Source organism: Glaciimonas sp. GG7 (assembly GCF_052976905.1).
On sequence record NZ_JBRIIQ010000101.1, the window covers coordinates 1 to 13899 of the forward strand.

A 13899-nucleotide genomic window follows, 5' to 3' on the forward strand; every position below is an offset into this window, starting at 1 on the left:
GATTTTTGCCGCCAGTATCCCTACAGTGCGGGGACGAAATGACGCTTGGCATTTACTGCGCAAGCGCTCGGTTTCGTCGTCTAGTCAGGCGAACCATCACAACAACCAACAACATAATTATTCGGGGATATATGACTACGCCACCATTCCAAACACGTTTTCAGCCTTACCTGCGCCTGATGTTCGGCACGCTCCTGCTCTCAAGCGCCCTGGCAAACGCCACAGCGCAAACGCAGGATGTACCGCAAAAACTACCCAATGTCGTCATTTTAGCCACCGGCGGCACGATTGCCGGAACAGGTGCCACCAGCACCACCACGGTCGGCTATACATCGGCTACCGTCGGCGTCGACAAACTGATCGCCGCCGTCCCGGAGCTGAAAAAAGTCGCCAACGTCAAGGGTGAGCAGGTCTTCCAGATCGCCAGCGAAAGCATGACCGTGGACCATTGGCTCAAGCTGGCCAAGCGCGTCAATATCTTGTTAACCCAACCGGATGTGGATGGCATCGTCATCACGCACGGCACCGATACCATCGAAGAAACAGCTTATTTTCTGGACCTCACTGTCAAAAGCCGCAAGCCGGTCGTGCTGGTAGGCGCGATGCGGCCATCGACTGCGCTGTCAGCCGATGGCCCGATCAATTTATACAACGCCGTGCTGCTAGCCGGTAGCAAAGAAGCCATCGGCAAAGGCGTCTTAGTCGCCCTGAACGATCAAATCAATGCCGCGCGCGAAGTCACCAAAACCAATACCTCCACCACCGACACCTTCAAATCCCCCGAACTTGGCATGCTGGGCTACATCCAAGGCAGCAAACCGTATTTTTATCGCCAGTCCACCCGCAAAAACACAGCCGAGACCGAATTCGATATCAGCAATCTGGACGTATTACCCAAGGTCGATATCGTCTACGGCTATGCCGACATGAATAGCGCCGCGCTTGATGCGCAAGTCGCAGCCGGTGCCAAAGGCATCATTCACGCTGGAGTAGGCGACGGCAGCATCGCCGCGCAAATGAAAGCGCCGCTGCTTGCCGCACGCAAACAAGGCGTGATCATCGTACGTGCCAGCCGTGTCGGTCAGGGCATCGTGGCGCGTAACGGTGAAGCCAATGACGATGAGATGGACTCCGTTGTCGCCGACACCTTCAACGCCCAAAAAGCACGTATTTTGTTAATGCTGGCGTTGACTAAAACAAACGACACTAAAGACATTCAACGGATGTTTTATACGTATTGATTACTCGCTGACACAACTAAATGAACAAATAAAATCGGCCTCGAATAACCATTATTCGAGGCCGATAAACATTGCCCAACCCTACCTTATAAAGGCGGACTTCCCTTATATTCATGCCGCACTTCCCGCACCGGAAACGGAATTGAAAATCCAATCGCATCCAAAGTCGGCTTAAATTGCTGACTGATATCCCAGCGCACAGCCCAATAATCCGATGTTTTGGCCCACAGCCGTATTTTCAGCATCACCGCACTATCGGCATGATCGCTGACCACCACGATCGGGGCTGGCGACTGCAATACGCGCGGGTCTGCATTAAGTAACTCAGTCAATGCACGAATCGCAATGGCCGGATCATTTTGATAATCAATCCCAATCGGCAGATCCATACGGCGTCTATCGTGGCGGCTATAGTTAATCACCGCGCTGTTCCACAATTGATTGTTGGGCACAAACAGACACAAACCATCGGCCTTGGTCAGCTTGGTCGCAAACAGCCCGATTTCATCAACCGTGCCTTCAATAGCGCTGGTTTCAATATATTCACCAACCTGAAATGGTCGCAAAAACAACAACATCATCCCCGCCGCAATGTTTTGCAGCGTGCCTTGCAACGCCAGCCCGATTGCCAAACTGGCCGCGCCGAGTACGGCGATAATGCTGGCGGTTTGCACCCCAAACTGCCCCAATACGGCGATCACGGTAATGAGACGGATGAGCCACAACACGACGTTACGCAATACTGGTCGCAAGGTCGCATCGACGTTGGAGCGCGTTAGCAGACGTTCAAATGCAGATGACAATTTGGCAGAAAACCACCAACCCAACATTAATATCAGGATTGCCAGTAAGGCTTTTACAGCGTATTGCAGGGAGGACGTTGCCAGAAAAGTCCAAAGATAATGCAGTTGGTCGAGGGCAAAGGTATTCAATGATGTACTCCTGATTCAGTTACAAATTAATAATGGCTAAATAAATCTGTTAGCAACACATGGAAATTAACAGTTTTTAAGATACGTTAGGTGATAAATCGACCATTTAGTTGCAAGATGAACAGTGATGTCAGATGTAGCCTCGGCAGACCACCATAAAACCGGGCAAATTGGTCGCAAGCACCCAAGCGTACCGTGCCGGGGGTTGCTACTATATTGGATTAACTGCGTGGATTAACCGCAGCCACCCACTTGAATGATCCCCATGAGCAAATACTGGAGTCCCATCGTCAACCGCCTGACGCCCTACACGCCCGGCGAACAACCCAAGATCAGCAACCTGATCAAACTCAATACCAACGAAAACCCCTACGGCCCATCGCCACTGGCCATCGCCGCGATTCAACGCGAAGCCACGGATGCTTTGCGACTGTATCCCAATCCAGACGCAGAACCGCTCAAGCTCGCCATTGCAGCCCAAAATACCCAATACGGCATCACACCCGCGCATGTCTTTGTCGGCAACGGTTCCGATGAAGTCTTAGCGCATGCATTTCAGGCGCTGCTGCAACACGATGACCCGATTCTGTACCCGGACATCAGCTACAGTTTTTATCCCACCTATTGCAGCCTGTATCAGATCGCGTATAAAACGATCCCGCTCGATGACAACTTCACGATTCAGATCGACGATTATCTCAACGCAGGCAAAAACGGCGGCATCATTTTTCCCAACCCAAACGCCCCCACAGGCTGCTTGCTGGCGTTGTCAGAAATCGAACGATTAGTCGCCGCCCAACCGGACAGCACCATCATTGTCGATGAGGCCTACATCGACTTCGGCGGCGACAGCGCCATCCCCTTAGTGAGTCGTTATCCCAATTTGCTAGTCGTGCAAACACTCTCCAAATCCCGCTCGCTAGCAGGCTTACGCGTCGGTTTTGCCATCGGCCACCCGGATTTGATCGTTGCGCTAGAACGCATCAAAAACAGTTTCAAAGCCTATCCGCTAGACCGCATGGCCATTGCCGGTGCCACCGCCGCCATCCTCGACCTTGCGCATTTCGAGCACACCAGACTAGCCGTCATCGCCACCCGCGACACCCTCGAGGCTGGCCTTTCCGCACTCGGTTTTGTAGTATTACCCTCCGCCGCCAACTTCGTTTTTGCCCGCCATCCGCAACACGACGCAGCGCAGATTGCCGCCCGATTACGCAGCGACGGCATCATCGTGCGTCACTTCACCAGTCCTCGGATTGCGCAATTTTTACGCATTACTGTGGGGTCCAATGAGGATTGTCAGGCGTTGCTGGATGCGTTGCCTAAGCATTTGCAGGGTAGCGTCAACGAATAACATATTGGCTGGCAGCCTGTCGGACTTGCGGAATCGAAGCGAAAAATGTGCTGGGCGAGGACAGATTTTGCTGGATTCGCAGCGCCCATAGCGAGCTATCGGTCAAGAAGCTACCTGACGCATCATTTGGCAGATGTTTCTGTAGAGAACCTTCTTATTGCCGCTCTGCATTGCTATAAAATGTATCACCGAGAAATACTCTGCGTTTGCTCACCATGAATACTGCTTTGGAGTTGTCCTGATGCCTGATTTTTCCCCATTTACCTTTGCCCGCCGCTTGTCAGTCGCTGTTGCCGCAGCAACAATGTTGGCCGCCTGTGCTGGCCCGGCCCAAGACAAACCGGTTGCCGATGACATCCAACTATTATCCTCACGCTGGGAGCTCACCAACTGGCCCAACCACGTGATTCCAAATGGTGAGAATGGCGAACCGGTGATTCTGAATTTCAGCAACGAAAAAGGCGAGGGACGCGTCAGTGGGCGCGCCTGGTGTAACCAGTTCACGGCCCCATTCTCACTGCGTGGTCCCGGTCAATTGACGATTATTGAAGCGGTGACCACGCGCATGGCTTGCGCAGAACCGGCCATGCTGTTCGAGGGCGACTTCCTCGACAAACTGCTGGCCGTGAATCACTACCGCATCACCGGCAAGGTGCTGGAAATGCACACCGTTGATGGCAAAATCCTGACCTTCCATGCCCGCGACAAAGTCGGTGCCACAGCCAAAATACGATTCATCTATGTGGCCGCCGAAAAAGCGCCCTGCAATGCCGGCGTCATGAAGGCCAACTGTTACCAAATTCGCGAAGACAAAAAAGACCCGTGGCAACTTCGTTTTGGCGAGATTGTTGGCTTTACAGCACAACCGGGCATTGAGTATCGCCTGCGGATATTAGAAGAGCGTCTCCCCGATCGACCAGCCGACGCTGGCGAACTCAAGTGGACGCTTGATATGGTGGTGGAGCAAGAAGTGGTGAAGTATCGGAAGTAAAAAAGAAGAAAGCCCGGTAATTTTTACCGGGCTTTTGCGTATTGATCGTTTAAGCGAGCATGTTTTCCATCATCACAGCGCCAAGCGCCGCCGCGCTTTTTGATATTCCGTCTGCAAGCGATCCACCATCTCAGCCACGGTCGGTACGTCGTGCATCAACCCGACGCCTTGCCCTGCGCCCCAGATATCGCGCCACGCTTTAGCACCGCTGCCGCCGGAACCAAAATTCATTTTTGATTTATCCGCTTCGGGCAAATTGTCCGGGTCCAAGCCAGCTTGAATGATGGATTTCTTGAGGTAATTGCCGTGGATACCGGTAAACAGATTGGTATAGATCACGTCGGCGGCTGACGATTCGACGATGGCCTGACGATATGCTTCATCGACATTGGCCTCTTTAGTGGCCAGCCAGCGTGAGCCGATGTAGGCCAAATCAGCGCCCATTGCTTGCGCCGCCAAAATCGCGTCGCCCGTAGCAATCGCGCCCGACAGCGCAATCGTGCCGGAGTAAAACCTGCGCACTTCGCCGACCAGCGCAAACGGCGACAACGGCCCGGCATGCCCGCCCGCGCCGGAGGCAACCAGAATCAAGCCATCAACACCGGCTTCCAGCGCTTTTTCGGCATGCCGGATCGAAATCACGTCGTGCAAAACGATGCCGCCGTAGCTATGGATCGCGTCCATCATCTCTTTAGGCGGCGCACGCAGACTCGAGATAATGATGGGGACTTGATGCTTGACGCACATTTCGACATCGTGGGCCAGACGGTCATTGGATTGATGGACGATCTGATTGACGGCGATGGGGCCGACTTTGGCCTCGGGATGCTCCGCCTTGTAAGTTGCCAGTTCCGCCTTCAATTTCGTCAGCCAGACATCGAGCTCAGCAGCCGGACGCGCATTGAGGGCAGGAAACGCGCCGACAATGCCAGCCTTACACTGCGCCGCAACCAGCGCGGGGCCACTGGCGATAAACATGGGCGAGCCGATAACGGGAAGGCTCAGGTTTTGCAACACAACGGGCAATGTCATAGCGACCTCTTCAATAAAATCAAAAGATGATTATAGGGCGAAAAGTCTCATAAAAAAGTACGATCGTGCAGATATTTCTGTATTCGGTAACGGTAAGGATTGTTGACATTGACAATAACCATTCCGTTGGTCTTTGATGTTATCAAAAAGCCATTGCCATTCTACGAACTCGCCAGAGAATAGTAAGTCGCCGCTCCCGGCCCGACCGGTATATTGAATACGAAGACCCATAGATAGAAAAATACGCTCCAGCACAAAGCAAAAATCATCGAGTACGGCAGCATCATGGCGATTAACGTCCCCAACCCGAGATTCTTTTGATAACGCGATGCCATGGCGACGATCAGGCCAAAATAGCTCATCATGGGCGTGATCAGATTCGTTACCGAGTCGCCAATACGATAGGCCGCTTGCACCATCTCTGGCGCGTAGCCGATCAGCATCAACATCGGGACAAAGATGGGGGCCGTAATAGCCCACTGCGCAGAGGAAGAGCCAATCATCAAGTTGATGAAAGCGCACATGGCGATGAAAAAAAAGAACATTGCAGGACCGGTAAGGCCGCTCTCCTGCAAAGCTGTAGCCCCTTTAACTGCAATCACCGAGCCAAAATGCGTCCAGCCAAAGAAGGCGACGAATTGTGCGGCGAAAAATACCAAAACGATATAGAGTCCCATTCCGCTCATGGATTTGGCCATGGCGTTGATGATGTCTTTATCATTTTTCATACTGCCAACGACGCGGCCGTAGACAAATCCGGGGATCAAAAAGAAAACAAAAATGAAGGCAACGATGCCGTTCAAAAATGGCGAGTGTGCAATCAGCCCGGTCTTTGCATTGCGTAGCGGCGCACCTTCTGGCAGCACCGCCCACAGCAGCAGCCCGGTACAAAATAAGACAGCAGCGCCGGCTGCGACCAAGCCTTTTTTCTCCATCGCCGTGAGCTTGCCAGTGGTAGCTTCATCTCCTGCCGTAAAGTCTTCCGGCGGAATAAAGATCCCCAATTTCGGCTCTACTATTTTTTCAGTGATGAGCGCCCCAAGCACAGTAATCAAGGCGGTACTGACGGCCATGAAATACCAATTCATTTCAGCACCGACCACATAGTCAACATCGATCAGACGCGCTGCGGTTTGCGTGATACCCGCCAATAAGGGATCAATGGTTCCCAGCGCCAGATTGGCACTATAACCACCGGAGACGCCAGCGAAGGCTGCTGCCAATCCGGCCAAGGGATGACGGCCCAGCGAATAAAAAATCATGGCGGCCAGTGGAATCAACACGACATAGCCAAGTTCGCCAGCAGTGTTAGACATAATTCCGGCAAACACAATCGCCGGTGTCACCAGGCGGCGCGGTGCCCCGATGACGACGCCGCGTAAGGCCGCCGATAACAGACCGGAATGTTCGGCAACGCCCACCCCCAACATGGCAACGAGGACCGTCCCCAGTGGCACAAAATTGGTAAAGTTACTCACCAGATGGGTGACAATTTTTGCCAGACCTGTAGCGCTCAGAAGATTGACGACCGTAATCATGCCATCGTCCGCACGCCCCGCCACACCGGGCGGTCGGGGGTCCGGCACCTGCACACCGAAATACGCCGCGACAGCGGAGGATAAAAGCACCGCAGCCGACAACAGCACAAACAACGTAATCGGATGCGGTAGCAGATTACCCAACGTTTCAACCGTGTTTAAAAACCGCGTCACCCAGCGCTTATCTTGAGAGGGTGCTATTTTTTTTGGGGTTGTCAATGCCGACATATTTGCTCCAATATTTCTACGAATGCGGGGGTGGTTAACTTGCCTATCGAGGCCACCAGACAGAAAGGGCGCGCTGGAGGCACCGCGCCCTTTCTGTCTGGCTTCCTACAGTTTTTAAAAAATACTTACTGGCATATTCATCACCAGCCTGACGATCTTATTGCCGGGGTCTGAGTAATGGGCGGGCGCACGGTGATACATCAACTTCAGACTGACGCTGCTGCCTTTGAGGTGACCGCGCGGGATGACATACGTCGGGACCACTCCGACTTCCCAGTGTTTACCATGCACAGCCCGGCCATTTTTCCAATACGGGCTGCTAGCGGGATCGGCAGAGTTAGCGGCCATGGCCGACGCATCGGCACCCCAGCCTTGCACCACCCAACTCATGAGTTTCAACCCCGGCAAGCCGTAGTGACCGAAGTCGACCGTATGCCGCAACTGCAACGACTACTCGCCGGGAGCATTAAAATCGACGTTCATCGAATTGCTAAGGAAGTCCCCTGCGCTGTCACTGACATAGTCGAAGAACTGTTTTCCCTGAATTTTCTGATACGCCAGCATCACTGCATGCGCTCGGTGCTGAGCGTTAAGCGCCAGGCTATAGGCATTGGTATTGATGGCACCCTGCTTGCTGCTTCCTTGATGACGCGTGGCGTAATAATGCAATTGGCCGGTCCACCGGATGGCGTTGATATCGCCTGTGCTGTGCGAAAAAGCAGAGTAATACTGATCCCACACATTCTCGGCGCGGCTGACATACAGCGACAATGTCGTGTCCGGGCTGTAACGATAATCGCCCCCCAGATAACTGAAGCGCTTGAACGCTGTACCGCCATAGGCGGTCCTTAACGATTCCAATTCCGTTTGCCCCCGTGGCAGACTCTTGGTAAAGCTGCCCGTAGCAAAGTTAAGACCGGCAATCTCTGCACTGGTCAGAGAGGTCCCCAACAGAGTCGGCGGCAAGGCACGATTGTCGTTCGGCTCCAGAAAAGGATTATGAACAATTTGAACGCCATGCTTCAACACGCTGTTTGAAACCCGTGCCTTCAAGCTATAGAGGCCAAAGTAGTTCCATGCGGTCTGATTGCTACCATTACCCCTCAAACCTGTATGCACCATGTTGCCGGCACCTTTGCCGCCATTGAGTTTCAACGCACTAAACAGTCCGACATCCGCACCAAACCCTATCGGACCGGTGGTAAACCCGGATTCAAAATTGAGTTGGGAGCCCAGCACAGATGCATTGCGCGTAGCAGCATCCTTGGTTTCAAGATGGTCCGTATAACTGCGCAACAGGAACTGTAAATGACTGTCGGCGAGGAAGCCCTTGCTGTCGGATTGCTGTGACGTCACCGTTGCCGTAGCAAGCTCGGCTTCGGTTTGATCCTTCACCTCGTTGTCAATCGGGCCGTGGGCTTCGGCTCGGTTGGTTGTGTGAGTATGTTCTGCCGCAGCCGCCTGACTGTCGGTATACATGAGAGCTGCTGTTACCAGCGGTGTCAGTGTTATTAAACGCCTCGTATGCTGCATATTCATGTCAATCTCCTCGTCACCCCATCCGAACCATCCGCTACTGGCAAATCATTCGGCAGGGTATATCTAGTTGCTATACGAAAATATTATCTGCGCTTCCCGGACCGGAGAAAATAGGACAAGACCTAAATTTCTCACCCGGATATAGGACGGTAACTTGTTTGATGGTGATGCCAGGTCGACTGCTCTGACCTTTGTTTATTGCGATGTATCACCACACAAAACAGCCAGCATGGCGCTGGCTGATTTGTTGACTCAAAACACTTACCAAACATCCTTCGGCAATATATTGCGCAGTTCGGGAACGGTATTGCGCGTAAATACCGGCACATCAACGCCGCGCTTCTTCTGCGCCAGATAATCCTGCCAGGCGGCATAGGCGTACTTACTCAGCAACACAATCGCCACCAAATTAATCAGTGCCATTAAACCCATACTGGTGTCCGCCATTGCCCAGACCAGCGGCAAACTGCCGGTCGCGCCAAACATCACCATTCCCAGCACGGCCAGACGGAATATCAACAGCAACAACGGATGCTTGCTGATGAACTGGACATTACCTTCTGCGTAAGCGTAATTTCCCAACACCGATGAATACGCAAAAAAGAAAATCGCCACCGTCAAAAATAGTCCGCCAGCGTCACCCAGATGCGCCGTAATCGCCGCGTGGGTCAAACTTGCGCCCTGCGTCTCGCCGCCCGGAATATATTGACCGGACAACAAAATCATCATTGCCGTAGCGGTACAAATGAGCATCGTATCGACAACGACACCCATCATTTGTAGCAAGCCTTGCGACACCGGATGCGATGTCACTGCCGCCGCCGCCGCGTTGGGTGCAGACCCCATCCCGGCCTCATTAGAAAACAGACCGCGCTTGATCCCCGTCATCATCGCCACCGTCACGGCATAACCGACCGTACCGCCCACGGCTTGCTCAAGACCAAAGGCACTTTTGATAATCAAACTCAGGATCGCTGGCAATTCACCGATATTTGCCAACAACACAAACAAGGCCACGCCAAGATAGCTCAACGCCATGATCGGAACGATCACAGAAGCAAATTTTGCCACCCGCTTCATCCCGCCGAAAATAACCGGCGCGGTCAATAGCACCAGCGCAATACCCACCCAGTGACGCGGAATGCCGAAAGAAATATCCATCGTCTCAGCGATGGATTGGACCTGCACCGCATTAAACACAAAACCGAAAGCGAGTATCAGCGAGAGCGCAAATACGATCCCAAAGACCCGCGAACGCAAGCCAATCTGGATGTAATAACTCGGCCCGCCACGAAAGCCGCCCTCGTCATTGCGGACTTTAAAAATTTGCGCCAGCGTCGCTTCAACAAACGCCGACGACATCCCCAGCAAGGCCACCACCCACATCCAGAAAATCGCCCCCGGCCCACCCACGGTGAGCGCCACGGCAACACCGACAATATTGCCGGTACCAACCCGACTGGCAATACCGGTAGCAAACGCCTGAAACCCGGTAATCCCATCCGCAGATTGCCCCGGGTCACGCTTAAATACATTCGAGCGAAAAATCCGCGATTGGATAAAACCAAAACGAATCGTGAAAAATGCGCCCACGCTAAGCAGCACATAAATTAAGACATAGCCCCATAAAAGGCCGTTGATCCAGTTGACGACAGGGTGCAATAGGGTTTCAAACATATAAGTTGTCTCCGATAAAAATGACGGGATGGTATTGCCAGCTACGGGTTCAGACCAAAAGTCTGTTGATTCCCTCAGACACCGGATTGGTGAAAAATGAGGCGCATCAACTCTTAGCCGTTAAAACATTCCTATATAAACGCTTGGTAATAGGATTGTTCTGACAAACTAAAAAAATAGAAAAACCTGCTGAATTTACAGAGATGTCGTTGCTATTTCCCGGGGATTTCTGACAGATAAAATACTATTTAGTTGCAGTTCAGCAATAAATCGCCATCGAGCCGGGCAGCATCAGCGCGCACTAATTGCGCGATGAGCCATGCGGCTAGTTCGGAAGGGGGGAGTTGTAGATAGCGCTGGTTGGTAGACACCATCAACGGCATAGTAGAGACGATCTGCGTCACCTCTTGCAGGCTGAGCTGCTGCCGTTCCAGCAAAATAAATTTCAAAAACACTTTGAGTGCGTTTTCCGCATTGCGGATCGGCTTGGCCGACAAATAGGTCAGCCGTGAGAAAGCCGTCTTGAGTGCGCTGGCAACATCGGTAAAAGGCCGCCCATGACCGGGAATCACCAAGGCCACGTCCAGCTCAGCAATCATGTCCAGCGTGGCCCGCGCTTCGGCAAATCCGGATTCACCATCCAGTTCAGGAAAAATCACGCCAAAACCATTTTCCCAAAGCGCATCAGCAGAAATCAATATCCGGTGTTGCGGGCAATAAAAAATCAACGAATGCGGATCGTGCCCGGGCGCAGCCAGCGCCTGCCAGGTCACATCGCCCAGCATGATCTCGTCGCCGCCTTGCAAAGTAGCATCAAAGCCAAAGCGATCGCATTGCTGACCGGTGGCCGCGTAACTGAGCGCCTCTTGATCCCAGTCACGCACCTTGGCAGCCTCAGCAGCGGGGATTAGCGTGCGGCATCGATAGGCTTGTTGCAACGCCGCGTTGCCGCCGCAATGGTCCGAATGCAAATGGGTATTAACTAATAAATCGAGCGAACGCCCTTGCAGTACTTGCGCCACCAGCGCCACAGTTTGCGGCGCGTGCGTCTGATAACCGCTATCGACCAACGCCGTTTGTTCACGGCCGACAAACAAAATGTTATTCGACGACAACCAACCGCGTTGCAGGATATGCATGCCAGGCGGACATAAGTCGCGCAGCAAGTCGCTCATTGTTGACTCCCCTGCTGCTGACGGCGCGCTATCGCGGCCAAAATCACGCGTTTCTGATCATCGTCTGCGCTCGACCAGAGCGCAATTTCATCCAATGTACGAGCGCAGCCTTCGCACTGATTCGTATCACTATTCATGCGACATAAACTTATACAGGGGGAAGGTGGCGTCATCAAATTGTTATGTGCTCAGACGCCCAAAGGAACACGCACCGCCACATCGGCCACCGGTGCGCCCGTCATGACGACCAGTTGTTGCGGCGTCACATTGAACACGGCATGCGGATGGCCCGCCGCCGCCCACACGCTTTCGAGCGCCAACAAATCCTGATCGATCAGCATCACCGTCTTGCCGACATGCCCAATCGGACACACCCCGCCGATGGCGTAACCAATGCGTTCCTTCACGAAACGCGCATCAGCCTTGCCCAACGCGCCAACAATGGCGGCAACCTTCACCTCATCGACCCGATTGCTGCCGCTGGCCACCACCATCACAGCAGCATCATCACTCAGCCGTCTGAAGACGATGGACTTAGCGATTTCAGCGACGCTGCATCCCAAGCCAGCCGCCGCCTCGGCAGAGGTTTTACCTGTCGCAGGCAGCATCACCACCAATTTATCGTGCCCCATCTCTGCCAGCAAATTGGCAACACGTTGGGCGGTATCGGGAAGGGATGTGTTTTCCATTTGCTGATTATTTCGCTGCCAATGCCTGCGTCAGCAATTCGGCGACCAACTCATTGACGCCGCAATCGCGCTCTTGCGCCAGTGCTTGTATCTGTAGCACCAAATCGCTATTGAGCTTGACCGCAAACGGCACCAAACCCAAGGACTGATCCAGCTTGCGCTGTTCGCGACGATCCATTACCACCGGTGCTGTCTGACCGAAAGCGGCGGCGGTACCTGGTTGCTTCATCTTGCCGCTCAGTTTCATTGCCTGCATCTTTGCCATACCGGACTTCTTCATGATTTTGCTACCCCATTAAATTAATTGCGCCATTCTACGCAGTACCGGCGTTGAAAGCAGTTCTATCGGCGCATCCAGTTAAATCGCCGCCCGCTTGGCCGCCATCGCATTACCGGCCCGGCTCGATCCTTTGCGGCCCAGATGGTGAGAGATAAATTGCCCGGCTTCAACAACGGCATCGAGATCAATCCCGGTTTCGATCCCCAGCCCCTGCATCAGATACAGCACATCTTCGGTCGCCACGTTGCCGGTTGCGCCCTTGGCGTACGGGCAACCACCCAAGCCAGCTACGGACGCATGATAAATCTCAATGCCGACGTCAAGGCTGGCGTAGATATTCGCCAGCGCCTGACCGTAGGTGTCATGGAAATGACCGGACAGGCGCGCGACCGGAAACTCTTGCACCAGCGCTTGCATGACCGCTTTGACTTTGTTGGGAGTTGCCACGCCGATGGTGTCGGCGATATCGATCTCATCGCAGCCGAGTTCGCGCATACGTTGCAGGACATCAACCACGGCGGCGATGCTGACCTCGCCTTGATACGGGCAACCGAAGGCGCAGCTGATGCTGCCGCGCAGGCGTTTACCGGCTTGTTTGGCGGTGTGGGCTACTTCACGGAAACGTTCGATGGATTCGGCAATGGAGCAATTGATGTTCTTTTGGGAGAAGGCTTCTGAGGCTGAGCCGAATATCACTATTTCATCCGTGCCGGCTGCTATTGCCGCTGTCAGGCCTTGCATGTTGGGGGCGAGTGCTGAGTAGATCACGCCGGGTTTTCTTGTAATTCCGGCCATGACCTCGGTGGAGGTTGCCATTTGGGGGACCCATTTGGGGGAGACAAAGGAGGCGGCTTCGATGTTGGGGAATCCGGCGGCGGTTAGTTGATTGATTAAGGCAATCTTGACTGAGGCGGGGATGATTTCTTTTTCGTTTTGCAGGCCGTCGCGGGGGCCTACTTCGACTATTTTTACTTTAGATGGGAATGGCATTTGGATCTCCTTGTTCGGTTTGTTCGGTTTGTTCGGTTTGTTCGGTTTGTTCGATTTGTTATTGAACACGTTTTGTGCTCCGTTGATGCTGTTTCGGTCGTCGGTTGTTGAATGCGGTTGCTACTCTGTTGATGCTATTTCGGCCGTCGGGTATTGAACGCGTTTGCTACTCCGTTGTGGCTTGTCGGGGGCGGCCCGACAGCCGGTCACTTTCTTTTGCTTCGCCAAAAGAA

The 13899-nt window shown here is 53.4% G+C and carries 11 protein-coding genes and 2 pseudogenes; 3 read left to right on the forward strand and 10 right to left on the reverse strand.

The genetic code is table 11. The annotated features are described in order from the left end of the window. Nucleotides 1-179: 179 nt before the first annotated feature. The gene (locus ACVBEF_RS17625) at nt 180-1241 is read left to right on the forward strand and encodes a type II asparaginase (protein WP_447125242.1); all 1062 of its coding nucleotides are present in this window, start codon (nt 180-182) and stop codon (nt 1239-1241) included. A gap of 86 nt (nt 1242-1327) precedes the next feature. On the opposite strand, the gene ACVBEF_RS17630 is transcribed toward ACVBEF_RS17625, so the two are convergent. Continuing rightward, on the reverse strand, nt 1328-2173 hold the full coding sequence (locus ACVBEF_RS17630) for a mechanosensitive ion channel family protein (RefSeq protein WP_447125232.1): 846 nt from the start codon (nt 2171-2173) through the stop codon (nt 1328-1330). Nucleotides 2174-2438: 265 nt separating this feature from the next. Between ACVBEF_RS17630 and hisC the strand changes: the two genes are divergently transcribed. Together hisC and ACVBEF_RS17640 are read left to right on the forward strand one after the other, a co-directional pair. Continuing rightward, nucleotides 2439-3527: a histidinol-phosphate transaminase gene (hisC, locus tag ACVBEF_RS17635; protein WP_447125233.1), complete on the forward strand. Its 1089-nt coding sequence runs from the start codon at nt 2439-2441 to the stop codon at nt 3525-3527. A gap of 241 nt (nt 3528-3768) precedes the next feature. After that, nucleotides 3769-4518, forward strand: coding sequence for a DUF4377 domain-containing protein (locus tag ACVBEF_RS17640; protein WP_447125234.1), 750 nt, complete (start codon nt 3769-3771; stop codon nt 4516-4518). Between the two features lie 72 nt (nt 4519-4590). Here the strand turns inward: ACVBEF_RS17640 and ACVBEF_RS17645 are convergent, their stop codons facing one another. From ACVBEF_RS17645 to ACVBEF_RS17685, 9 genes and pseudogenes are all read right to left on the reverse strand, one after another. Further along, on the reverse strand, nt 4591-5550 hold the full coding sequence (locus ACVBEF_RS17645; RefSeq protein ID WP_447125235.1) for an NAD(P)H-dependent flavin oxidoreductase: 960 nt from the start codon (nt 5548-5550) through the stop codon (nt 4591-4593). A 161-nt stretch (nt 5551-5711) separates the two neighbouring features. Continuing rightward, nucleotides 5712-7316 carry an AbgT family transporter gene (locus ACVBEF_RS17650; protein ID WP_447125236.1) on the reverse strand — a complete coding sequence of 535 codons (1605 nt, stop codon included), beginning with the start codon at nt 7314-7316 and terminating at the stop codon, nt 5712-5714. A 114-nt stretch (nt 7317-7430) separates the two neighbouring features. Next, nucleotides 7431-8855, reverse strand: a pseudogene (locus ACVBEF_RS17655) (OprD family outer membrane porin). A gap of 264 nt (nt 8856-9119) precedes the next feature. Beyond that, a pseudogene (locus ACVBEF_RS17660) lies at nt 9120-10532 on the reverse strand (alanine/glycine:cation symporter family protein); the annotation flags it as partial. A 248-nt stretch (nt 10533-10780) separates the two neighbouring features. Next, entirely contained in the window at nt 10781-11707 is a 927-nt protein-coding gene (locus ACVBEF_RS17665; protein ID WP_447125237.1) for an MBL fold metallo-hydrolase, read from the reverse strand. Further along, a complete protein-coding gene (locus ACVBEF_RS17670) occupies nt 11704-11880 on the reverse strand; it encodes a DUF1289 domain-containing protein (RefSeq protein WP_447125238.1) in 177 nt (58 codons plus the stop codon). Before ACVBEF_RS17670 ends, ACVBEF_RS17665 begins: the two co-directional genes overlap by 4 nt. 15 nt (nt 11881-11895) lie before the next feature. Beyond that, a complete protein-coding gene (locus ACVBEF_RS17675) occupies nt 11896-12396 on the reverse strand; it encodes a YbaK/EbsC family protein (RefSeq protein WP_447125239.1) in 501 nt (166 codons plus the stop codon). Between the two features lie 7 nt (nt 12397-12403). Beyond that, nucleotides 12404-12676, reverse strand: coding sequence for a hypothetical protein (locus tag ACVBEF_RS17680; protein ID WP_447125240.1), 273 nt, complete (start codon nt 12674-12676; stop codon nt 12404-12406). 78 nt (nt 12677-12754) lie between these two features. Beyond that, nucleotides 12755-13666 (reverse strand): hydroxymethylglutaryl-CoA lyase, encoded by a 912-nt coding sequence (locus ACVBEF_RS17685; RefSeq protein ID WP_447125241.1) that lies wholly within the window; start codon nt 13664-13666, stop codon nt 12755-12757. Nucleotides 13667-13899 lie beyond the last annotated feature (233 nt).

What these genes read in the sequence shown, in the direction of transcription:
- ACVBEF_RS17670 (WP_447125238.1), bottom strand. Translation starts at nt 11,880, where the DNA reads ATGACGCCACCTTCCCCCTGTATAAGTTTATGTCGCATGAATAGTGAT.
- ACVBEF_RS17650 (WP_447125236.1), bottom strand. Translation starts at nt 7,316, where the DNA reads ATGTCGGCATTGACAACCCCAAAAAAAATAGCACCCTCTCAAGATAAG.
- ACVBEF_RS17675 (WP_447125239.1), bottom strand. Translation starts at nt 12,396, where the DNA reads ATGGAAAACACATCCCTTCCCGATACCGCCCAACGTGTTGCCAATTTG.
- ACVBEF_RS17685 (WP_447125241.1), bottom strand. Translation starts at nt 13,666, where the DNA reads ATGCCATTCCCATCTAAAGTAAAAATAGTCGAAGTAGGCCCCCGCGAC.
- ACVBEF_RS17645 (WP_447125235.1), bottom strand. Translation starts at nt 5,550, where the DNA reads ATGACATTGCCCGTTGTGTTGCAAAACCTGAGCCTTCCCGTTATCGGC.
- ACVBEF_RS17625 (WP_447125242.1), top strand. Translation starts at nt 180, where the DNA reads ATGTTCGGCACGCTCCTGCTCTCAAGCGCCCTGGCAAACGCCACAGCG.
- ACVBEF_RS17680 (WP_447125240.1), bottom strand. Translation starts at nt 12,676, where the DNA reads ATGAAGAAGTCCGGTATGGCAAAGATGCAGGCAATGAAACTGAGCGGC.
- hisC (WP_447125233.1), top strand. Translation starts at nt 2,439, where the DNA reads ATGAGCAAATACTGGAGTCCCATCGTCAACCGCCTGACGCCCTACACG.
- ACVBEF_RS17665 (WP_447125237.1), bottom strand. Translation starts at nt 11,707, where the DNA reads ATGAGCGACTTGCTGCGCGACTTATGTCCGCCTGGCATGCATATCCTG.
- ACVBEF_RS17640 (WP_447125234.1), top strand. Translation starts at nt 3,769, where the DNA reads ATGCCTGATTTTTCCCCATTTACCTTTGCCCGCCGCTTGTCAGTCGCT.